Source organism: Streptomyces sp. NBC_00989, from assembly GCF_045162655.1.
Classification (GTDB): Bacteria; Actinomycetota; Actinomycetes; order Streptomycetales; family Streptomycetaceae; genus Streptomyces.
This window is the reverse complement of record NZ_CP108728.1, coordinates 9,225,092-9,246,670: the sequence shown is the minus strand read 5'-3', so window position 1 is coordinate 9,246,670 and position 21,579 is coordinate 9,225,092. Positions and strand designations below refer to the sequence as shown.

Genomic DNA, 21,579 nt, shown 5'->3' with positions numbered 1-21,579 from the left:
CCGGTGTCCCCCTCAAGGCTGCTAGTCGCGGGCCGCGGTCAGGTGTTCTGCGTGTTCCTGGAGTGAACGCACGCCCACGTCACCGTGGTTGAGGGCGTCGATACCCTGGACGGCGGCGGCGAGCGCCTGGACCGTCGTGAGGCAGGGCACGGACCGTGCCACGGCCGCCGTACGGATCTCGTAGCCGTCGAGGCGGCCGCCGGTGCCGTAGGGCGTGTTGACGATGAGGTCGACCTCGCCGTCGTGGATGAGCTGGACGATGGTCTTCTCGCCGTTCGGGCCGACGCCCTCGGACTGCTTGCGGACGACCGTCGCGTTCAGGCCGTTGCGCTTGAGGACCTCGGCGGTGCCGGAGGTGGCGAGCAACTCGAAGCCGTGGGCGACCAGTTCGCGCGCCGGGAAGATCATCGAGCGCTTGTCACGGTTGGCGACCGAGATGAACGCGCGGCCCTTGGTGGGCAGCGGGCCGTAGGCGCCCGCCTGGGACTTGGCGTACGCCGTGCCGAAGACGGAGTCGATGCCCATGACCTCGCCGGTGGAGCGCATCTCCGGGCCGAGGACGGTGTCGACGCCACGCCCGTGGATGTCGCGGAAGCGCGACCACGGCATGACGGCCTCCTTGACGGAGATCGGCGCGTCCAGCGGGAGTTCACCGCCGTCGCCGTGGGCCGGGAGCAGCCCCTCGGCGCGCAGTTCGGCGACGGTCGCGCCCAGCGAGATACGGGCGGCGGCCTTCGCGAGCGGTACGGCGGTCGCCTTCGAGGTGAAGGGGACCGTACGGGACGCGCGCGGGTTGGCCTCCAGGACGTAGAGGATGTCGCCGGCCATCGCGAACTGGATGTTGATCAGCCCGCGGACGCCGACTCCCTTGGCGATGGCCTCCGTCGAGGCCCGCAGGCGCTTGATGTCGAAGCCGCCCAGGGTGATCGGCGGCAGGGCGCAGGCCGAGTCGCCGGAGTGGATGCCGGCCTCCTCGATGTGCTCCATGACGCCGCCGAGGTACAGCTCGTGGCCGTCGTAGAGCGCGTCGACGTCGATCTCGATGGCGTCGTCGAGGAAGCGGTCGACCAGGACCGGCCGGGAGGGGCTGATCTCGGTGGACTCGGCGATGTACGACTCAAGGCGGGTCTCGTCATAGACGATCTCCATGCCGCGTCCGCCCAGGACGTACGACGGGCGGACGAGGACCGGGTAGCCGATCTCGTCGGCGATGGCCTTGGCGCCGACGAAGGTCGTCGCGGTGCCGTGCTTGGGGGCGGGGAGGCCCGCCTCCGCGAGGACCTGGCCGAAGGCGCCGCGGTCCTCGGCTGCGTGGATCGCCTCGGGCGGGGTGCCGACGATCGGGACGCCGTTGTCCTTGAGTGCCTGGGCGAGACCGAGCGGGGTCTGGCCGCCGAGCTGCACGATCACGCCCGCGACCGGACCGGCCAGGGACTCCGCGTGGACGATCTCCAGCACGTCTTCGAGCGTGAGCGGCTCGAAGTACAGGCGGTCGGAGGTGTCGTAGTCCGTGGAGACGGTCTCGGGGTTGCAGTTGACCATCACGGTCTCGTAGCCCGCGTCGCTGAGCGCGAAGGAGGCGTGGACGCAGGAGTAGTCGAACTCGATGCCCTGGCCGATGCGGTTGGGGCCCGACCCCAGGATGATGACCGCGGGCTTCTCGCGCGTGGCGACCTCGTTCTCCTCGTCGTAGGACGAGTAGAAGTACGGCGTCTTCGCGGCGAACTCGGCGGCGCAGGTGTCGACCGTCTTGTAGACGGGGCGGATGCCGAGCGCGTGCCGGACCTCGCGGACGACGTCCTCGCGCAGGCCTCGGATCTCGCCGATCTGCTGGTCGGAGAAGCCGTGCCGCTTGGCCTCGGCGAGCAGCTCCGGGTCCAGCTTGTCGGCGGCGGCCAGCTCGTCGGCGATCTCCTTGATGAGGAAGAGCTGGTCGACGAACCAGGGGTCGATCTTCGTGTACTCGAAGATCTCCTCCTGGGTGGCGCCCGCGCGGATGGCCTGCATGACGGTGTTGATCCGGCCGTCGGTCGGCCGTACGGCCTCCTCCAGGAGCTGGACCTTGTCGCCGGGCTCGCCGACGAAGGTGAACTGGCTGCCCTTCTTCTCCAGGGAGCGCAGCGCCTTCTGGAAGGCCTCGGTGAAGTTGCGGCCGATGGCCATGGCCTCGCCGACCGACTTCATGGTGGTCGTCAGCGTCGAGTCCGCCGACGGGAACTTCTCGAAGGCGAAACGCGGGGCCTTCACGACCACGTAGTCGAGGGTCGGCTCGAAGGAGGCCGGGGTCTCGCGCGTGATGTCGTTCGGGATCTCGTCGAGCGTGTAGCCGACGGCCAGCTTGGCGGCGATCTTGGCGATCGGGAAGCCGGTCGCCTTGGAGGCGAGGGCCGAGGAACGGGACACGCGCGGGTTCATCTCGATGACGATGACGCGGCCGTCGACCGGGTCGATCGCGAACTGGATGTTGCAACCGCCGGTGTCGACGCCGACCTCGCGGATGATCGCGATGCCCACGTCGCGCAGCACCTGGTACTCGCGGTCGGTGAGCGTCATCGCCGGGGCGACGGTGATCGAGTCGCCGGTGTGCACGCCCATGGGGTCGAAGTTCTCGATGGAGCAGACGACGACCACGTTGTCGTTCTTGTCGCGCATCAGCTCCAGCTCGTACTCCTTCCAGCCGAGGATGGACTCCTCCAGGAGGACCTCGGTGGTCGGCGAGAGGGTGAGGCCCTGGCCGGCGATGCGGCGCAGCTCCTCCTCGTCGTGCGCGAAGCCGGAGCCGGCGCCGCCCATGGTGAAGGAGGGGCGGACGACGACCGGGTAGCCGCCGAGGGTGTCGACGCCCGCGAGCACGTCGTCCATGGAGTGGCAGATGACCGAGCGGGCGGACTCGCCGTAGCCGATCTTCTGGCGGACGGCCTCGACGACGTCCTTGAAGAGGTTGCGGTCCTCACCCTTGTGGATGGCCTCGACGTTGGCGCCGATGAGCTCGACGCCGTACTTCTCCAGGGTGCCCGCCTCGTGCAGCGAGATGGCGGTGTTGAGCGCCGTCTGACCGCCCAGGGTGGGCAGGAGGGCGTCCGGGCGCTCCTTGGCGATGATCTTCTCGACGAAGTCCGGGGTGATCGGCTCGACGTAGGTGGCGTCGGCGATCTCCGGGTCGGTCATGATCGTCGCCGGGTTGGAGTTGACCAGGATGACGCGGAGGCCCTCGGCGCGCAGGATGCGGCAGGCCTGGGTGCCGGAGTAGTCGAACTCGGCGGCCTGGCCGATGACGATCGGGCCGGAGCCGATGACCAGGACGGACTGGATATCGGTGCGCTTAGGCACGCTGGCCCTCCATCAAAGACGTGAAGCGGTCGAACAGGTAGGCGGCGTCGTGCGGGCCGGCCGCCGCCTCGGGGTGGTACTGGACGCTGAACGCCGGCCGGTCGAGCAGCCGCAGCCCCTCGACGACCTGGTCGTTCAGGCAGACGTGCGAGACCTCGGCGCGGCCGTACGGCGTGTCGGAGACCTTGTCGAGGGGCGCGTCGACGGCGAAGCCGTGGTTGTGCGCGGTGACCTCGACCTTGCCGGTCGTACGGTCCTGCACGGGCTGGTTGATGCCCCGGTGGCCGTACTTCAGCTTGTACGTGCCGAAGCCGAGCGCGCGGCCCAGGATCTGGTTGCCGAAGCAGATGCCGAAGAGCGGCGTACCGCGCTCCAGGACCGCCCGCATGACGGCGACCGGGTGGTCGGCGGTGGCGGGGTCGCCGGGTCCGTTCGAGAAGAAGACCCCGTCGGGCTGTACCGCGTAGACGTCCTCGACGGTCGCGGTGGCCGGGAGCACGTGCACCTCGATGCCACGCTCTGCCATCCGGTGGGGGGTCATGCCCTTGATGCCGAGGTCGACGGCGGCGACGGTGAACTTCTTCTCACCGATCGCGGGGACGACGTACGCCTCCTTGGTCGCGACCTCGGCGGAGAGGTCAGCGCCCGTCATCTCGGGGGCCTCGCGCACCTCGGCGAGCATGGTGTCGTCGTCGGGCAGCGAGGGGCCGGAGAAGATGCCGACCCTCATCGCGCCGCGCTCGCGCAGATGGCGGGTCAACGCGCGCGTGTCGATGCCGGAGATCCCGACGACACCCTGGTTGCGCAGCTCCTCGTCCAGCGAGCGGCGGGAGCGCCAGTTGGACGGCACGCGCGCGGGGTCGCGCACCACGTAACCGGCGACCCAGATGCGGGCCGACTCGGGGTCCTCGTCGTTCACACCGGTGTTGCCGATGTGCGGGGCGGTCATCACGACGACCTGGCGGTGGTACGACGGGTCGGTGAGGGTCTCCTGGTAGCCGGTCATGCCGGTGGAGAACACGGCCTCGCCGAAGGTCACCCCCACGGACCCGTAGGCGCGGCCGCGGAAGATCCGGCCGTCCTCCAGGACGAGTACGGCGGGAGCTGCCTTGTGCCTCTGCGAGGCCGCTCCCTGGATGGAGGTCGTCATCGTGCGCCTTCCGTGTCGGTCGTTTCGAGACTCTTGTTGATCATGCTGTTCAGGGTGTCGACCCACTCCGCGTGCTCGGCGGCGTGATCCGAGCGGAACCCGGAGTCGATCAGCCGGTCCCCGTGCGCCCACGTCACGACCAGGAGACCGCCCTCGCTGAGGACCTTCCCGGCGATGCCCTTGCCGAGCAGGGCCTCGCGCAGCGCCCCGGCCGGGATGAAGAAGTCGGTGGCTCCCGGTCGTACGACATCCAGGCCGGCCTCCGTCAGGGTCAGCTCGACCCGGCTGCGGGTGCCCAGGCCGTGCGCCACGATGCGGTCGAGCCACTGCCCGGCGGTGGTGGAGCCGTGGTAGCGGCCACTCATCGACAACACAGCCAGTTTCGCCTCGCCCAGGTCTTCCGGCGCGGTGGGAAGTTCGGGCAGGTCGCCCTGGAGCGTGCCGCGCCACTTCCAGCCCTCGCGCATCAGCCAGTAGACGAGCGCGATGAACAGGGCGAGGCCGACGAGCCAGCCGATACGGGCGGCCCAGTCGGTCACCGGGGCGGACTTCTCCCCGGCCGCGAGGTGGGTCAGTTCCAGAGGTGTCACGTGAGCTTCCCGTCGACGAGCGTGGCCTTGCCCCGGAGCCAGGTGTGCGTCACACGGCCCGGCAGCTCACGCCCCTCGTACGGGGTGTTGCGACTGCGCGAAGCGAAGCCCGCGGGGTCCACCGACCCACGGTATTCCGTGTCGACGAGCGTGAGGTTGGCGGGCTCACCAGCCGAGACGGGACGGCCGTGGCCCACCGCCCGCCCGATCTCGGCGGGCTTGACGGACATGCGCTCGGCGACCCCGGTCCAGGTGAGGAGCCCGGTGTCCACCATGGTCTCCTGCACCACTGACAACGCGGTCTCCAGGCCGACCATCCCCATGGCGGCGGCGGCCCACTCGCAGTCCTTGTCCTCGTGCGGGTGCGGGGCGTGGTCGGTGGCGACGATGTCGATCGTGCCGTCGGCGAGCGCCTCGCGCAGGGCCAGCACGTCGCGCTCGGTGCGCAGCGGCGGGTTGACCTTGTAGACGGGGTTGTAGGAGCGCACCAGCTCATCCGTGAGGAGGAGGTGGTGCGGGGTGACCTCGGCGGTGACGTCGATGCCCCGGGACTTGGCCCAGCGGACGATCTCGACGGACCCGGCGGTCGACAGGTGGCAGATGTGGACGCGGGAACCGACGTGCTCGGCGAGCAGGACATCCCGGGCGATGATCGATTCTTCGGCCACCGCCGGCCAGCCCCCGAGCCCGAGTTCGGCGGAGACGACACCCTCGTTCATCTGGGCGCCCTCGGTGAGCCGCGGCTCCTGCGCGTGCTGGGCGACGACTCCCCCGAAGGCCTTCACGTACTCCAGCGCGCGGCGCATGATCACCGCGTCGTCGACGCACTTGCCGTCGTCGGAGAAGACGGTGACCCCGGCGGCCGACTCGTGCATCGCGCCCAGCTCGGCGAGCTTCTTGCCCTCCAGGCCGACGGTGACGGCGCCGATGGGCTGCACGTCGCAGTAGCCGTGCTCCTGGCCGAGCCGGTAGACCTGCTCGACGACACCGGCGGTGTCGGCGACGGGGAAGGTGTTGGCCATGGCGAACACGGCCGTGTAGCCACCGCTGGCGGCGGCACGGGTACCGGTCAGGACCGTCTCGGAGTCCTCGCGGCCGGGCTCGCGGAGATGGGTGTGCAAGTCGACGAGACCCGGCAGCAGCACCTTGCCGTCGGCCTCGACGACCTCGGCACCCTCGGCGGACAGTCCGCTGCCGACCTCGGCGATGGTGTCCCCGTCGATCAGCACGTCCTGCGGCTCGCCGCCGAGGATCTTCGCACCACGGATCAGGATCTTGCTCATGTGACTTACTTCTCCTCGATACGGGCGTGGCTGACGGCGGGTTCGTTGCCGCCCAGAAGCAGATAGAGCACGGCCATCCGGATGGACACTCCGTTTGCGACCTGCTCGACGACGGTGCAGCGGTCCGAGTCGGCGACCTCGGCGGTGATCTCCATGCCCCGGACCATCGGCCCCGGGTGCATCACGATGGCGTGCTCGGGCATCTTCGCCATCCGCTCGCCGTCGAGGCCGTAGCGCCGCGAGTACTCGCGCTCGGTGGGGAAGAACGCCGCGTTCATGCGCTCGCGCTGGACGCGCAGGAGCATCACCGCGTCGGACTTGGAGAGCGTGCTGTCGAGGTCGTACGAGACCTCGCAGGGCCAGGCCTCGACGCCGACCGGCACCAGAGTGGGCGGGGCGACGAGGGTGACCTCGGCGCCGAGGGTGTGCAGCAGGTCGACGTTCGAGCGGGCGACGCGGCTGTGCAGGATGTCGCCGACGAGCGTGATCCGCTTGCCGGCCAGGTCCTGCCCGAGCCCGGCGTCCCGGCCGACGAGCCGGCGCCGCATGGTGAACGCGTCCAGCAGGGCCTGCGTCGGGTGCTGGTGGGTGCCGTCACCGGCGTTGATGACGGCCGCGTCGATCCACCCGGAGGTGGCGAGCCGGTACGGCGCTCCGGAGGCGCCGTGCCGGATGACGACCGCGTCGACGCCCATGGCCTCCAGGGTCTGCGCGGTGTCCTTCAGGGACTCGCCCTTGGAGACACTCGACCCCTTGGCGGTGAAGTTGATGACGTCGGCGGAGAGGCGCTTCTCGGCGGCTTCGAAGGAGATACGCGTGCGCGTGGAGTCCTCGAAGAAGAGGTTGACCACGGTACGGCCGCGCAGGGTCGGCAGTTTCTTGATCGGCCGGTCGGCGACCCGGGCCATCTCCTCGGCGGTGTCGAGGATCAGGACGGCGTCGTCGCGGGAGAGGTCGGCGGCCGAGATGAGATGACGCTGCATCTGTCAGGCTCCGTAAGGCAGTTCAGGTATGAGGAGAATCCGGGCGTGCGGAGGCGCGGCGTGCCGCGGGGGCACGGCGTCCGTCCGCTACGGGGTCTGCTTGGTGCCGAGCAGCACGGTGTCGCGACCGTCCTCCTCGGCGAGCTGGACCTTGACCGTCTCCCGCAGCGACGTGGGGAGGTTCTTGCCGACGTAGTCGGCGCGGATGGGCAGTTCGCGGTGGCCTCTGTCGACCAGGACCGCGAGTTGCACCGCGCGGGGGCGCCCGATGTCGTTCAGGGCGTCGAGGGCGGCGCGGATGGTGCGGCCGGAGAAGAGCACGTCGTCGACGAGGACGACCAGGCGGCCGTCGATGCCGTCACCGGGGATGTCGGTGCGGGCCAGCGCGCGCGGCGGGTGCATGCGCAGGTCGTCGCGGTACATGGTGATGTCGAGGGAGCCGACCGGGATCTTGCGGTCGGTGATCTCCTCCAGCTTGACGGCGAGCCGCTGGGCGAGGAAGACGCCCCGGGTCGGGATGCCGAGGAGAACCACGTCGTCGGCGCCCTTGGCGCGCTCGACGATCTCGTGGGCGATGCGGGTCAGGACCCGCGCGATGTCGGGGGCCTCGAGGACCGGCCGGGCATCGGACTCGTACTGCTGGGTGTCCATAAGAAACGGACCTCCTTCTCCGCCTCACGGGACGGACCTTAAAGGACGTCGGATTTGCGCCATCCACGGTAGCAGGTCGAGGCGACACCCCTGATCACCCCTATGGAGTAATCGGACACGGCTACCACGGAAGAGCCAGTGCGGACCATTCGGCTTGACGCGGCAGCGTAACGCTGCGTAACCTCACAGTGAGTTACCAGCCGCGCGGCGCGGAAACACTGCAGCCGCGTCGACACAGTGTCCGGGAGCTATATGTCCAGCGAATACGCCAAACAGCTCGGGGCCAAGCTCCGGGCCATCCGCACCCAGCAGGGCCTTTCCCTCCACGGTGTCGAGGAGAAGTCACAGGGACGCTGGAAGGCGGTCGTGGTCGGGTCGTACGAGCGCGGCGACCGTGCCGTCACCGTGCAGCGCCTCGCCGAGCTGGCTGACTTCTACGGGGTTCCGGTGCAGGAGCTGCTGCCGGGCACCACGCCGGGCGGGGCCGCCGAGCCGCCGCCGAAGCTGGTCCTGGACCTGGAGCGGCTGGCCCACGTGCCCGCCGAGAAGGCCGGCCCGCTGCAGCGGTACGCCGCCACGATCCAGTCCCAGCGCGGCGACTACAACGGCAAGGTGCTCTCGATCCGCCAGGACGACCTGCGCACACTCGCCGTCATCTACGACCAGTCGCCCTCGGTCCTCACCGAGCAGCTCATCAGCTGGGGCGTGCTGGACGCCGACGCGCGTCGCGCGGTCTCCCACGAGGAGAGCTGAACCGCTCCACGCCTGAGCAGAAACGTGCCGCCGGGGTGGCCGGAACTTCACCGTTCCGGCCACCCCGGCGGCTTTCTGCGGGCCCCAGGAGCCTCATGCGTACGGGGAACGCCCTCATGCCTGCGGGAACGCCGGAGGGCCCGCAGCGGTCGTGCTGCGGGCCCTCCGGCGTTTCGCTCGCGTACTGCTTACGCCTCGTCCCGGCGCAGCGAGGGTTTCAGGTCCTTGAAACGACCCAGCAGGCCGTTCACGAACGAGGGCGACTCGTCCGTGGAGAACTCCTTGGCCAGCTGCACCATCTCGTCGAGGACGACGGCGTCCGGGGTCTCGTCGGCCCAGATCAGCTCGTAGGCGCCGAGGCGCAGGATGTTGCGGTCCACCACGGGCATGCGGTCGAGCGTCCAGCCGACCGAGTACTGCGCGATCAGCTCGTCGATGCGGCGCGCGTGCTGCGCGTACCCCTCGACCAGCTCCATCGTGTACTCGCTGACCGGCGGCTGCCGGGTGTCGTCCCGGGAGAGCCGGATCCAGTCCGCGAGGACCGTGGTGACGCCGACTCCGCGCTGGTCGCCCTCGAAGAGGATCTGGAAGGCGCGCTTGCGGGCCGTATTGCGGGCAGCCACGGTTAGCTGTTCACCCGGCCGAGGTAGTCGCTGGAGCGGGTGTCGACCTTGATCTTCTCACCGGTGGTGATGAAGAGCGGGACCTGGATCTGGTAACCGGTCTCCAGGGTGGCGGGCTTGGTGCCACCGGTGGAGCGGTCGCCCTGGACGCCGGGCTCGGTCTCCTGGATGACCAGCTCGACGGCGGCCGGCAGCTCGACGAAGAGCACCTCGCCCTCGTGCTGGGCGACCGTGGCGGTGAAGCCCTCGATCAGGAAGTTGGCGGCGTCGCCGACGGCCTTGCGGTCGACCATGAGCTGGTCGTAGGTCTCCATGTCCATGAAGACGAAGTACTCGCCGTCCATGTACGAGAACTGCATGTCGCGCTTGTCGACAGTGGCCGTCTCGACCTTGACGCCGGCGTTGAACGTCTTGTCGACGACCTTGCCGGAGAGCACGTTCTTGAGCTTGGTGCGCACGAAGGCAGGGCCCTTGCCGGGCTTGACGTGCTGGAACTCGACGACGGACCAGAGCTGGCCCCCGTCGAGCTTGAGCACCAGGCCGTTCTTGAGGTCGTTCGTGGAAGCCACGGTTGCGGAATCTCCTGGACTGACGTGGACGACCCAGGGGCACGCGCAAGCTAGAGCGCGAGCAGTTCCTTGGTCGTGATGGTGAGTAGCTCGGGTCCGCCGTCCGCCTCAGGGCGTACGACGAGCGTGTCATCGATCCGGACACCGCCCCGGCCCGGGAGGTGAACCCCCGGTTCGACGGTGACCGGCACGCAAGCGTCCAGTTTACCCATGGCTGCGGGGGCCAGCTGCGGCTCCTCGTCGATTTCGAGTCCGACACCGTGGCCGGTGAGGGCTGCGAGGCCTTCCGAGTAGCCCGCGGAGTCCAGTACCTGGCGGGCCGCGCGGTCCACATCGCGGTAGGCGGCACCGGGGGTCAGGGACTCCCTCGCAGCCCTCTGGGCGGCGAAGACGAGGTCGTACAGCTCGATCTGCCAGTCCGCGGGAGAGGTCCCGATGACGAACGTACGGCCGATCTCGCAGCGGTATCCGCGATACGTGGCACCGAGGCAGACGGAGAGGAAATCTCCTTCCTCGACCCGGCGGTCGGTCGGCCGGTGGCCGCGTCTGCCGGAGTGCGGGCCGGTGGCGACGGAGGTGGCGAAGGCGGGGCCCTCGGCGCCGTGGTCGACGAGCCGTCGCTCCAGTTCGAGGGCGAGATGGCGTTCGGTGCGGCCGACGAGGATCGACTCCAGGAGCTCTCCGAGGGCCTGGTCGGCGATCTCGGCGCCGATTCTCAGACAGGAGATCTCCTCCTCGTCCTTGACGACCCGCAGCTGTTCGACCGCGCCGCCGATGTCGGTGAGGCGGAGCGTGGGGGCGACCGAGCGGAGAGCTCGGTGGCGGGCCACGGTGAGGTGGTGTTCCTCCACGGCCATGGATTCCGCGCCGTGCGCTGCCGCGAGGTCTGCGGCGGATACGGCGGGGTCGCCATCGGGGCCGGGGAGTGTGTGGATGCGCAGGGTCTCGTCGGGGCGGCCCTCTGCGGGGCGTTCGTCCAGCGGGGCCGTGCAGACCAGCGTGTCGTCGCGCTTGCCGAGCAGCAGGACGGTGCCCTGGGGAACGGGGCCCGACAGGTAGCGCACGTTGGCTGGGTTGGTGACCAGCGCGGATTGGCTGCCGCCGGCTTGGGCTCGGTCCCTGAGCCTTGCTCGGCGGGCTGCGTAGACCTCTGACATGAGATGAGCGTAGGAGCGGTGGCTGGATTGTGCTGGTTGGGAGAGTGCCGTTCGGGGGACGGGGTGGGCTGTCCGTTGTGTGCCGGGTGCGGGTCGGTGGGGGCTGGTCGCGCCCACGCGGCGGAGCCGCACATTGATACAGCCCCGCGCCCCTTGGGTAGGACCGCTCCCCGGTGATTACCAGTTCGGCGGGCTCGCTATCGATCGTGCGAGTACGTCGTTCAGGACCTGGGCCGTCTGTTGGACGTCCATCTGGGAGTTGTCGATGATCGGGAGGCCCGAGCCGTACCAGCCGGCCATGCGGCCGTGGATGCGGGCGACCTCCTCGTCGGTGAGGCGGCGGTTGCCGGAGCGTTCGGCGTTGCGTTCCAGGACGATTTCCAGGCCCGGCAGCAGGACCACCGGCAGGAGGCCGGGGCCCACGTGTCGTTTCCAGCCACCGAGGCCGACCACCGGGCGGTCGGGGAAGACCGCGTCGTCGAGGATGCAGGAGATGCCGTTGGCGAGGAAGTTGCGGGCGGCGAAGCCACAGGTGCGGCGCGCCAGGCGGTACTGGGCCTCGGAGTGGTCGTTCCACCCGGACTGGGGGTCGGCGAAGCCCGAGCGGACCCACTCGCGTACGTCGTCGAGGCTGATGTGGGCGGTGGGGACCCGGCGATGGTCCGCCCAGTACTTGGCGACGCTCGTCTTGCCCGCGCCGGCGGGGCCGATGAGCAGCACCGCGAGGGTGGTGGAGGTCGGGTCGGGGGACGCCGTGGCGGGCGGGGCGCTGGGCATGGGCACGGGGCCGCCCGGCGGGAGCTGGACGTGGCCGGTGGTGTCCGGGGCGTGGCGCGGGACCGCGTGCGGCGGCGGGGTGGGCGCGAAGCCCGGGGCCGGCGGCGGGGGTGGCACGGGTGCCGGGCCCGGATGGTGCGGACCCGAGTGTTGTCCGGCCGGGGACCAACCGGTGGTCGGTCCCTGCCCCGGCTGGTGGGGCGGCGGCAGCGGAGACCCCACTGCGTGCTGCATCCGGTGCCACTCCGTCTCGTACAAGGCAATTGGCGCTGGCGGCGGGCCCGAACCCCCGCTCCGTACCGAACGGTACCTTCCCCAGCCGCCATTTGGTGAACGGCCGGGGAGCGGCCGAAGTGCCCGTCCGCGCAAGGCAATTCGGGCGGAAGGGTCTTGGCGGTACTTACTCGCCCACTTCGCCGTACGCGGCGAGCAGGACGGCCGGGTCGGGACCCTCCAGGACCGTCGGCTTGGCGAGGCCGTCGAGGACGATGAAGCGCAGCAGGTCACCGCGGGACTTCTTGTCGACCTTCATGGTCTCCAGCAGCTTGGGCCACTGGTCGTAGCGGTAGCTGAGCGGCAGGCCCACCGATTCGAGGACCGTGCGGTGCCGGTCCGCCGTCGCGTCGTCCAACCGGCCCGCGAGACGGCCGAGTTCGGCCGCGAAGTGCATGCCTACGGCCACTGCGGCGCCGTGCCGCCACTTGTAGCGCTCGTTCTTCTCGATGGCGTGCGCGAGGGTGTGGCCGTAGTTGAGGATCTCGCGCAGGCCCGACTCCTTGAGGTCGGCGGAGACGACCTCGGCCTTGACCTTGATGGAGCGCTCGATGAGTTCGGCGGTGTGCGGTCCGGCCGGGGTGCGGGCGGACTCCGGGTCGGACTCGATGAGTTCGAGGATCACCGGGTCGGCGATGAAGCCGGCCTTGATGATCTCGGCGAGCCCGGATACGTAGTCGTTGACCGGGAGGGAGTCCAGCGCGGCGAGGTCGCAGAGCACGCCGGCCGGCGGGTGGAAGGAGCCGACGAGGTTCTTGCCCTCGGCGGTGTTGATGCCGGTCTTGCCGCCCACGGCCGCGTCCACCATGGCGAGCACGGTCGTCGGTACGGCGATCCAGCGGACCCCGCGCAGCCAGGTCGCGGCGACGAAGCCGGCCAGGTCGGTGGTCGAGCCACCGCCGACGCCGACGATGACGTCGGAGCGGGTGAAGCCGGACTGGCCCAGTGCCTTCCAGCAGTAGGCGGCGACCTCGGCGGTCTTGGCCTCCTCCGCGTTCGGCACCTGGATGGCGACGGCCTCGAAGCCCTGCCCGGCCAGGTCGGCGCGCAGCGCGTCACCCGTCTCGGCGAGCGCCTCGGGGTGGATGACGGCGACCCGCTTGACCCGGTCACCTACCAACCCGCCGAGTTCGCCCAGGAGTTGACGGCCCACCAGGACCTCGTACGGGTCGCTGCCCGCCGTGCCGCCGACCTGGATCCGCGTCACTGACTCGCTCATGCTTCCTTCAACTCCAGTGCGTCCAGGACGGCTTGGGTGACGTCCTCGGGGGTACGGCCGTCGGTGGCCACGACAGCCCGCGCGACCTCGGCATACAAGTGACGCCTGGCCTCCATCAGTTCACGCCACTGCTTGCGCGGATTGATGGCCAGCAGCGGACGCGCCGCGTTCAGACCCGTGCGCTTGACCGCCTCGTCCACATCCATGGACAGATAGACGACCCGATGCCCGACCAGCAACGCCCGCGTGTCCGCATCGAGGATCGAACCCCCGCCCAGCGCCAGGACACCCTCGTGCCCGGCGAGCGCCTGGTGCACGGCACGCTTCTCGATCGCCCGGAAAACCGGCTCACCCTCGTCGACGAAGATCTCCGCGATGCTGCGGCCCTCGACAGCCACGATGTCCTCATCCGTGTCCCGGTAACCGACACCGAGCCGCCCCGCGAGCTGCTGCCCGACCGTGGACTTGCCGACCCCCATGGGACCGACCAGGACGACAAGCGGTACCGCGGTCACCGGATCGCCAGGTTCTCGAGGTACGACCGCACGTTACGACGGGTCTCGGGCACCGAGTCCCCACCGAACTTCTCCGCCACCGCATCCGCCAGGACCAGCGCGACCATCGCCTCCGCGACAATCCCCGCAGCCGGCACCGCCGACACGTCGGAACGCTGATGATGGGCCTGCGTGGCCTCACCCGTCACCACATCGACCGTCTGCAGAGCACGCGGCACCGTCGCGATCGGCTTCATCGCCGCCCGCACCCGCAACAACTCACCCGTCGACAGACCACCCTCAGTACCACCCGACCGGCCCGAGACACGCCGAATGCCCTCACCGGTGTTCACGATCTCGTCGTGCGCCAGCGAACCCGGCACCCGGGCGAGTTCGAAGCCGTCGCCGATCTCGACACCCTTGATCGCCTGAATACCCATCAGCGCACCCGCCAGACGGGCATCCAGCTTCCGGTCCCAGTGCACATGCGAGCCCAAGCCGACGGGAACCCCGTAGGCCAGGATCTCGACCACACCACCCAGCGTGTCACCGTCCTTGTGGGCCTGATCGATCTCCGCAACCATCTGCTTCGACGCGTCCGCGTCCAGGCACCGCACCGGATCCGCGTCGAGCTTCCCGACATCGGCCGGCGTCGGCAGCACACCGCGCGGGGCCTTCGCCGAGGCCAGCTCCACGACGTGCGAGACGATCTCGATCCCGGCCGTCTCCCTGATGTACGACCGCACGACGGCACCCAACGCGACACGCGCCGCCGTCTCACGCGCCGAGGCACGCTCCAGGATCGGACGCGCCTCGTCGAAGCCGTACTTCTGCATACCGGCAAGATCAGCATGGCCGGGGCGCGGACGGGTCAGCGGAGCGTTACGCGCCAGCCCCGCCAGGATCTCCGGATCGACCGGGTCCGCCGCCATGACCTGCTCCCACTTGGGCCACTCCGTGTTCCCCACCATGATCGCGACCGGGGAACCGAGCGTGAGACCGTGCCGGACACCACCCAGGAAGGTGACCTCGTCGCGCTCGAACTTCATCCGCGCACCACGTCCATAACCGAGCCGGCGCCGGGCCAGGTGATCCGCCACCATCTCCGTGGTGATCGGCACACCGGCGGGAAGACCCTCCAGCGTCGCCACGAGTGCGGGACCGTGGGACTCCCCCGCGGTCAGCCAGCGCAACCTGCTCAACGGTGCTCCTCATGCTCGCGCCCTGGTGCTGCTGCGTACGCGCGTCCTCGCGTACGGCGACGGCTTGACCGGGTGCGCGGCCCTGGCCCGCCGCCCCCGATCCTCCCACGTTCGGGGCATGGACCTGGCCGACGGTCCAGGGAGCGGACGCGAGGTGCCGTGGTCAGCGGTCGGGCGGAGCCTTCTCGTCCCCCTGTGCCGGGGCGAGGTCCGGGGTCGGTCGACGCGTGCTCGGACGGCTCACCGGAGCCGGACGAGCGGTCGGACGGCGGCTTCTCGGCTGCCCCTCCCCGCCCACCGGATCCACCTCACCGATCCGCCAGCGCCTTCTCCCCCGCTCTGCGCATCGCCTCCACCGGCGCCGGCCGACGGCCCGTCATCTGTTCCACCTGGAGTACCGCTTGGTGCACCAGCAGGTCGAGGCCGCTGACGACCGCGCCGCCGTAGCCGGACCAGCGGGCCGCGAGGTCGGTGGGCCAGGGGTCGTAGAGGACGTCGAAGAGGGTGGCGGGGCGTTCCGGCACGGAGGAGGAGAGGGTGTCCGTGGTGCCGGCGGGGGTGGTCGCGAAGACCAGGGGGGCGCGCAGGCCTTCCGCCGCGTCCGCCCAGTCCGCCGTGCGTACTTCTACGTCCAGCCGCTCGCCCCATTGCCGCATCTCCGCCGCGCGGGCCTCGCTGCGGACGTACGCGACGACCTCGCCGGTGCAGATGCGGGCGAGGGCGGCGAGGGCGGAGGAGGCGGTGGCGCCGGAGCCGAGGATCGCGGCGGAGTCGACCTGTTCGATGCCGTGTTCGCGGAGGGCGGCGACCATGCCGGGGATGTCGGTGTTGTCGCCGACGCGTCGGCCGTCCTCCGTGAGGACCACGGTGTTGACCGCGTCCACCGAGGCGGCGGTCTCGCTGATCTCGTCGAGCAGCGGTATCACCGCCCGCTTCAGCGGCATGGTCAGCGACAGGCCCGCCCACTCCGGGCCGAGGTCCTCGAAGAACCCCGGCAGGGCCACCTCGTCGACGTCGAAGCGGTCGTACGACCAGTTGTCGAGTCCCAGCTCCCCGTATGCCGCGCGATGCAGCACCGGGGAGAGGGAGTGGGCGATGGGGGAACCGAGCACGGCGGCACGGCGGGCGTCAGTTGCCCGAACTGGCATTGAACTTTTCCTTGAGTGCCTGGAATTCGGCGTACGTCTTGGCGAATTCGGTCTTGTTCTCGCCGTCGGTCGCCACGAAGTAGATCCAGCCGTCTCGGGTCGGATTCAGTGCCGCTGCCAGAGCCTCGTCACCGGGGTTGTCGATGGGACCGGGCGGCAAGCCCTTTTGGGTGTAGGTGTTGTACGGGTCCTTGTTGCTGTTGATCTCGGACTCGCTGATGTGGATGTTGCTCTGACCCTTCAGGTAATTGAAGGTCGAGTCGAATTGCAGGTAACGGTTGGTCTCGGTGTTCGTGGTCTTGAGACGGTTGTAGACCACTTCGGCCATCTTGCGGAAGTCCTCGTGCGTCTTGCCTTCAGCCTGGACGAGGCTCGCGACCGTGATGACCTGCAGCGGGTTGTCCAGATTGAGCGCCTTGGCTTTCGCCTCAAGGTCGATCGCGCCGTATTTGTCGCTGGCCTGGGCGACCATCTGTTTGAGGACCGTCTCGGGTTTCATGCCCTTGGCTGCGCCGTACGTGCCGGGGTAGAGGAAGCCCTCCAGCGGGTCCTTGATGTCCTTGTTGTTGTTCGCCCAGCTGGGCAGTCCGAACGACTTGTAATCCTTCTTGGCGACGGCCTTGGTGGTGCCGTCGGAAAGCTGGAGTTTCTTGTCGATAGCCGTGTAGATCTTGGAGTTCCGCCAGCCCGTGGGGACGATCAAATTGTCTTGGCTCTTGGGATCGAGCATCAGCTTGACGGCGCTCGCGGCGGACATTTCCTTCTTCAGCAGAAAGACGCCCGCCTGGATCTTCTTTCCGTCGGGATTCTGCGACTGGGCGGCGACGAACGCGTCGACGCTCTTCACGACGCCCTGTTTCTTCAGCTCCTGGCCGATGGTGTAGCCGCCCGCCCCCTTGGGGATGGTGACGCTCACCGATCCGGTGCCGTCGCCCGCGTAGTCGGGGGCCGAGCCGAAACGATCCTGGTAGAACTGCCAGCCGAAGTAGCCGACGCCGGCCAGGCCGCCGCCGAACACGAGGACGACCACAAGGCAGGCGCAGCCGTTGCGGCGCTTCCGCTCCTTGCCGCCTTTGTCCTTGCCTTTGCCTTTGCCGCCCTTGCCCCGCCGGTCGCCGCGTCCCCGCCCGTCCTCCGGCTCGTCGTCATCGGCGTCGTCGTCATCGCCGCCGCCCGCGAAGAACGCGTGTTCGCCCTGATCGGGTCCCGGGTCCCAGTCGGTCTGCTCCGGTTCGGGTTCCGTACGCCGCTTGCCGGGCGGTTCCGGCGGCGGATACGCGTCGGGCGTGCCGTAGAAATCGGGCTGCTGTTCGCCATAGGCGGCGGCCTGCTGTCCGTACGGGTCGCCGGGGTCCGCGGCGTACGGGACCTGCGCGGGCGCGCCGGTCCCGTCCCAGCCGCCCTGCTGATACTGCTGCTGCTGAGCGGCGTACTGCTGATGGCTCTGATCGGCGTACTGCTGCTGGTCCGCCCACTGTTGCTGGTCGGGGTACTGCGGGTTGCCCTGTTCGTCGTAGACCTGGTACTGCTGCTGCGCCTGACCGTAGTCGGCCTGCTGGCCATGGCCCCAGTCGCCGTACTGCTGTGGCTGCTGCGGCTGTTCCGGATAGTGCTGCGGCTGGCCGCCGTAGGAGGACTGCTGCCCCGGCTGGGCCTGCTGCCCTTCCCATCCGATGTCCCCGAACAACGGGTCCTCCGGATGCCACGGTTCGGAGCCTGGGCCCCGGCCATACTCAGTCATCGATCCCCTAGAGCCGCGAGGCGGCGGTCGCGGCGCTTGCGGCTCCGGCTCCCGTCCCGCCTCTTGCTGTGCCATGGCTGTTCGAACACCATCACATCGCGCGGAACGTTACCGTATCGCGATCAGATGACCACTTCGACGCCCTCGCCGGGTGCTTTACCTGACACCCGTTCGGATTCCAGGGCCTGCTGCAGAATGATGACAGCTGCCGCCTGATCGATGACCGATCGGCCCTTCTTGGACTTCACCCCTGAGGCGCGCAGTCCCTGACTGGCCGTCACCGTGGTCATCCGTTCGTCCAACAGTCTGACCGGTACCGGGGCGATGCCCTTCGCGAGTTCCTGGGCGAAGGCCCGGACCTTCACCGCGGCCGGTCCCTCACCCCCCTTGAGGGAGCGCGGGAGACCGACGACGACTTCGATCGGTTCGTACTCCTCGGCGAGCTCCTTCAGCCGACGGTGCGCCGCCGGGATGTCGCGGCCGGGGACCGTCTCGACGGGAGTGGCGAGGATCCCGTCGGGGTCGCACGAGGCGACCCCGATCCGGGCGTCCCCGACGTCGATCGCGAGTCGACGTCCTCTTCGCATGTTCGCGGCCGTTTCTTACTTGGCCGTGTCGGCGACGAGGCGCTCGACAGCGTCTACGGCTTCACCGACGGCGGCCGGGTTCTGGCCACCGCCCTGGGCCACATCCGGCTTGCCGCCACCGCCGCCGCCGAGGGTCTTGGCGGCGGCGCGCACCAGGTCGCCGGCCTTGAGGCCGCGCTCGCGGGCGGCTTCGTTGGTGGCGATGACGGTGAGCGGCTTGCCGTTGTTGACCGTGAACAGGGCTACGACGGCGGCCCGTCCGCCCTGGATACGGCCACGCACGTCGAGCACCAGCTTGCGCAGGTCGTCCGGGGTGGTGCCGTCCGGGACCTGACCGGTGACGACGGCGATCCCCTGCACGTCCTTGGCGGACTCGACGAGACCGCCCGCGGCTTGCAGCACCTTCTCGGCGCGGAACTTCTCGATCTCCTTCTCGGCGTCCTTCAGCTTGCCGAGCATGGCGGAGACCTTCTCCGGCAGTTCCTCCGGGCGCCCCTTGATCAGCTCCTGGAGCTGGGCGACGACCGTGTGCTCACGGGCGAGGAAGTTGTAGGCGTCGACACCGACGAGCGCTTCGATACGGCGCACTCCGGAGCCGATCGACGACTCGCCGAGCAGCTTCACCAGGCCGAGCTGGGAGGTGTTGTGGACGTGGGTGCCGCCGCACAGCTCCTTGGAGAAGTCGCCGATGGTCACGACGCGGACCCGCTCGCCGTACTTCTCGCCGAACTCGGCGATGGCGCCCTGCTTCTTGGCCTCGTCGAGGCTGAGGATCTCGGCGTGCACGTCCAGGTCGCGGGCGAGCACCTCGTTGATCTTCTGCTCGACGTCGGTCATCACGGCCGTGGGAACCGCGGACGGCGATCCGAAGTCGAAGCGGAAGCGGCCCGGCTGGTTCTCGGAACCGGCCTGCGCGGCCGTCGGACCAAGGGCGTCACGCAGCGCCTGGTGGGTGAGGTGGGTGGCCGAGTGGGCGCGGGCGATGGCGGTACGGCGGCGGATGTCGATCGCGGCCTCGGCCTTGGCGCCGACGGTGACCTCGCCGTACTGGACGACGCCCTTGTGGACGTAGACGCCCGGGACCGGCTTCTGGCAGTCGCGGATCTCGATCACGGCACCGGACTCGACCTTGATGCGGCCGGTGTCGCCGATCTGGCCGCCGCCCTCGGCGTAGAAGGGGGTGCGGTCGAGGACGATCTCGACCTCGTCGCCCTCGGTGGCGGCCGGGGAGGAGACGCCGTCGACGAGGATGCCGACGATGGTGGACTCGCCCTGGGTGTCCGAGTAGCCGATGAAGTCGGTCGCGCCGGCCTTGTCGGCGATCTCGCGGTAGGCACCGACGCCGGCGTGGCCGGTCTTCTTGGCCTGCGCGTCGGCCTTGGCCTGGTCGCGCTGCTGTTTCATCAGGCGGCGGAAGCCGTCCTCGTCCACGGAAAGGCCCTGTTCGGCGGCCATTTCGAGGGTGAGGTCGATCGGGAAGCCCCAGGTGTCGTGGAGCAGGAACGCCTTGTCGCCGGCGAGGACCTTGCCGCCGGACTGCTTGGTGTCGGCGATGGCGGTGTCGAGGATGTTGGTGCCGGCCTTCAGCGTCTTGACGAAGGCGGCCTCCTCGGCGAGGGCCACGGTCTCGATGCGCTGGCGGTCGGTGACGAGCTCGGGGTACTGCTGGCCCATCATCGCGATGACGGTGTCGATGAGGTCCTTGACGACCAGGCCGCTGGCGCCGAGCAGCCGCATGTTGCGGATGGCGCGGCGCATGATCCGGCGCAGGACGTAACCGCGGCCCTCGTTGCCGGGGGTCACGCCGTCGCCGATGAGCATCACGGACGTGCGCATGTGGTCGGTGACCACGCGCAGGGAGACGTCGGACTCGTGCGATTCGCCGTACTCGACGCCGGTCAGCTCGGTGGCCTTCTTGATGACGGCCATGGAGGTGTCGATCTCGTACATGTTCTGCACGCCCTGCAGGATCATCGCGAGGCGCTCCAGGCCGAGGCCCGTGTCGATGTTCTTGCTGGGCAGCTCGCCGAGGATCTCGAAGTCCTCCTTGCCGATGCCCTCGCCGCGCTCGTACTGCATGAAGACGAGGTTCCAGATCTCCACGTACCGCTCGTCGTTGACGGCGGGGCCGCCCTCGACGCCGAACTCGGGGCCGCGGTCGTAGTTGATCTCGGAGCACGGTCCGCAGGGTCCGGGGACGCCCATCGACCAGTAGTTGTCCTTCTTGCCGAGGCGCTGGATGCGCTCGGAGGGGACGCCGATCTTGTCGCGCCAGATGGTCTCGGCCTCGTCGTCGTCGAGGTAGACCGTGATCCACAGGCGCTCGGGGTCGAGGCCGTAACCACCCTTGTCCTGGGGCGAGGTGAGCAGCTCCCAGGCGTAGGTGATGGCGCCTTCCTTGAAGTAGTCGCCGAAGGAGAAGTTGCCGCACATCTGGAAGAACGTGCCGTGCCGGGTGGTCTTGCCGACCTCTTCGATGTCGGGTGTGCGCACGCACTTCTGCACGCTGGTGGCGCGCGGCCACGGCGGCTTGACCTCGCCGAGGAAGTACGGCTTGAAGGGGACCATGCCGGCGGGGACCAGGAGCAGAGTCGGGTCGTCCGCGATGAGCGACGCCGAGGGGACGACGGTGTGGCCGCGCTCCTCGTAGAAGCTCAGCCAGCGGCGGCGGATTTCAGCCGACTCCATCAGTGGTCCTCATTCCGGTTGTACGAGTACGTCGTCCTGTCGTTTCTTTCGACGGACATCGGGGTGTTGCGGTTCTCGATGGCGATGTGCTGCCGGGGCGCCGGGAGTTCGGGGTCGACCGGGGCGTTGATCCCCAGCGCGTCGCCGAGTTCGGCCTCACGCTGGGCCATGCCCGCGCGGACGTCGAGCGCGAAGTGCACCGCGCTGTCCTTGATCTTGTGGCCCGCTTCGAGCGCCTTGTTGGCCGCGACCGCGGCGAGGTGCTCGGGGGTCAGCTGCTTCAGCTTGCGATTGACCTTGGTGGTCGCCCAGACACCGGCGGCTACGCCCGTGCCGAACCAGAACGTACGGCGGAACATCG

19 protein-coding genes are annotated in these 21,579 nt (G+C 69.3%); 1 reads left to right on the top strand and 18 read right to left on the bottom strand.

Translation table 11 applies throughout. The annotated features are described in order from the left end of the window. Positions 1–21 precede the first annotated feature (21 nt). The 6 genes from carB to pyrR all read right to left on the bottom strand — a co-directional run bounded on the left by carB (position 22) and on the right by pyrR (position 7,987). On the bottom strand, positions 22–3,330 hold the full coding sequence (gene carB / locus OG714_RS41575; RefSeq protein ID WP_406128900.1) for a carbamoyl-phosphate synthase large subunit: 3,309 nt from the start codon (positions 3,328–3,330) through the stop codon (positions 22–24). Beyond that, positions 3,323–4,480, bottom strand: coding sequence for a glutamine-hydrolyzing carbamoyl-phosphate synthase small subunit (gene carA / locus OG714_RS41570; protein WP_406128898.1), 1,158 nt, complete (start codon positions 4,478–4,480; stop codon positions 3,323–3,325). Before carA ends, carB begins: the two co-directional genes overlap by 8 nt. Continuing rightward, positions 4,477–5,070, bottom strand: coding sequence for a hypothetical protein (locus OG714_RS41565; protein ID WP_406128897.1), 594 nt, complete (start codon positions 5,068–5,070; stop codon positions 4,477–4,479). The genes carA and OG714_RS41565 overlap by 4 nt, the downstream gene beginning before the upstream one ends. Further along, positions 5,067–6,353, bottom strand: a complete 1,287-nt coding sequence (locus OG714_RS41560) for a dihydroorotase (RefSeq protein WP_406128896.1) — start codon at positions 6,351–6,353, stop codon at positions 5,067–5,069. The genes OG714_RS41565 and OG714_RS41560 overlap by 4 nt, the downstream gene beginning before the upstream one ends. A 5-nt stretch (positions 6,354–6,358) precedes the next feature. Then, complete coding sequence (locus OG714_RS41555; protein WP_406128894.1) at positions 6,359–7,336, bottom strand: aspartate carbamoyltransferase catalytic subunit; 978 nt, start codon at positions 7,334–7,336, stop codon at positions 6,359–6,361. An 87-nt stretch (positions 7,337–7,423) separates the two neighbouring features. Next, positions 7,424–7,987, bottom strand: a complete 564-nt coding sequence (gene pyrR / locus OG714_RS41550) for a bifunctional pyr operon transcriptional regulator/uracil phosphoribosyltransferase PyrR (protein WP_352180427.1) — start codon at positions 7,985–7,987, stop codon at positions 7,424–7,426. A gap of 252 nt (positions 7,988–8,239) precedes the next feature. Here pyrR and bldD point away from each other — a divergent pair, with 252 nt between their 5' ends. Further along, the gene (gene bldD, locus OG714_RS41545; RefSeq protein ID WP_003956405.1) at positions 8,240–8,740 is read left to right on the top strand and encodes a transcriptional regulator BldD; all 501 of its coding nucleotides are present in this window, start codon (positions 8,240–8,242) and stop codon (positions 8,738–8,740) included. Between the two features lie 188 nt (positions 8,741–8,928). Here bldD and nusB read toward each other — a convergent pair whose 3' ends face one another. From nusB to OG714_RS41485, 12 genes are all read right to left on the bottom strand, one after another. Next, entirely contained in the window at positions 8,929–9,363 is a 435-nt protein-coding gene (gene nusB, locus OG714_RS41540) for a transcription antitermination factor NusB (RefSeq protein WP_043683949.1), read from the bottom strand. A gap of 2 nt (positions 9,364–9,365) precedes the next feature. Beyond that, positions 9,366–9,932, bottom strand: a complete 567-nt coding sequence (efp, locus tag OG714_RS41535) for an elongation factor P (protein ID WP_019059745.1) — start codon at positions 9,930–9,932, stop codon at positions 9,366–9,368. Positions 9,933–9,982: 50 nt separating this feature from the next. Further along, positions 9,983–11,089: an aminopeptidase P family protein gene (locus OG714_RS41530; protein WP_406128891.1), complete on the bottom strand. Its 1,107-nt coding sequence runs from the start codon at positions 11,087–11,089 to the stop codon at positions 9,983–9,985. Between the two features lie 177 nt (positions 11,090–11,266). Next, positions 11,267–12,100 carry a Pro-rich N-terminal domain-containing protein gene (locus OG714_RS41525; RefSeq protein ID WP_406128889.1) on the bottom strand — a complete coding sequence of 278 codons (834 nt, stop codon included), beginning with the start codon at positions 12,098–12,100 and terminating at the stop codon, positions 11,267–11,269. Positions 12,101–12,266: 166 nt separating this feature from the next. After that, positions 12,267–13,358, bottom strand: coding sequence for a 3-dehydroquinate synthase (gene aroB / locus OG714_RS41520; protein WP_406128887.1), 1,092 nt, complete (start codon positions 13,356–13,358; stop codon positions 12,267–12,269). After that, complete coding sequence (locus OG714_RS41515; protein ID WP_406132128.1) at positions 13,355–13,837, bottom strand: shikimate kinase; 483 nt, start codon at positions 13,835–13,837, stop codon at positions 13,355–13,357. The genes aroB and OG714_RS41515 overlap by 4 nt, the downstream gene beginning before the upstream one ends. Before the next feature lie 32 nt (positions 13,838–13,869). Then, complete coding sequence (aroC, locus tag OG714_RS41510; RefSeq protein WP_406128885.1) at positions 13,870–15,054, bottom strand: chorismate synthase; 1,185 nt, start codon at positions 15,052–15,054, stop codon at positions 13,870–13,872. A gap of 308 nt (positions 15,055–15,362) precedes the next feature. Next, the gene (locus tag OG714_RS41505) at positions 15,363–16,202 is read right to left on the bottom strand and encodes a shikimate dehydrogenase (protein ID WP_406128884.1); all 840 of its coding nucleotides are present in this window, start codon (positions 16,200–16,202) and stop codon (positions 15,363–15,365) included. Beyond that, positions 16,183–17,943, bottom strand: a complete 1,761-nt coding sequence (mltG, locus tag OG714_RS41500) for an endolytic transglycosylase MltG (RefSeq protein ID WP_406132126.1) — start codon at positions 17,941–17,943, stop codon at positions 16,183–16,185. The genes OG714_RS41505 and mltG overlap by 20 nt, the downstream gene beginning before the upstream one ends. Before the next feature lie 122 nt (positions 17,944–18,065). Then, on the bottom strand, positions 18,066–18,530 hold the full coding sequence (gene ruvX, locus OG714_RS41495) for a Holliday junction resolvase RuvX (RefSeq protein ID WP_406128882.1): 465 nt from the start codon (positions 18,528–18,530) through the stop codon (positions 18,066–18,068). Positions 18,531–18,545: 15 nt separating this feature from the next. Then, positions 18,546–21,218, bottom strand: a complete 2,673-nt coding sequence (alaS, locus tag OG714_RS41490) for an alanine--tRNA ligase (RefSeq protein ID WP_406128881.1) — start codon at positions 21,216–21,218, stop codon at positions 18,546–18,548. Next, entirely contained in the window at positions 21,218–21,577 is a 360-nt protein-coding gene (locus OG714_RS41485) for a hypothetical protein (protein ID WP_406128879.1), read from the bottom strand. The genes alaS and OG714_RS41485 overlap by 1 nt, the downstream gene beginning before the upstream one ends. Positions 21,578–21,579 lie beyond the last annotated feature (2 nt).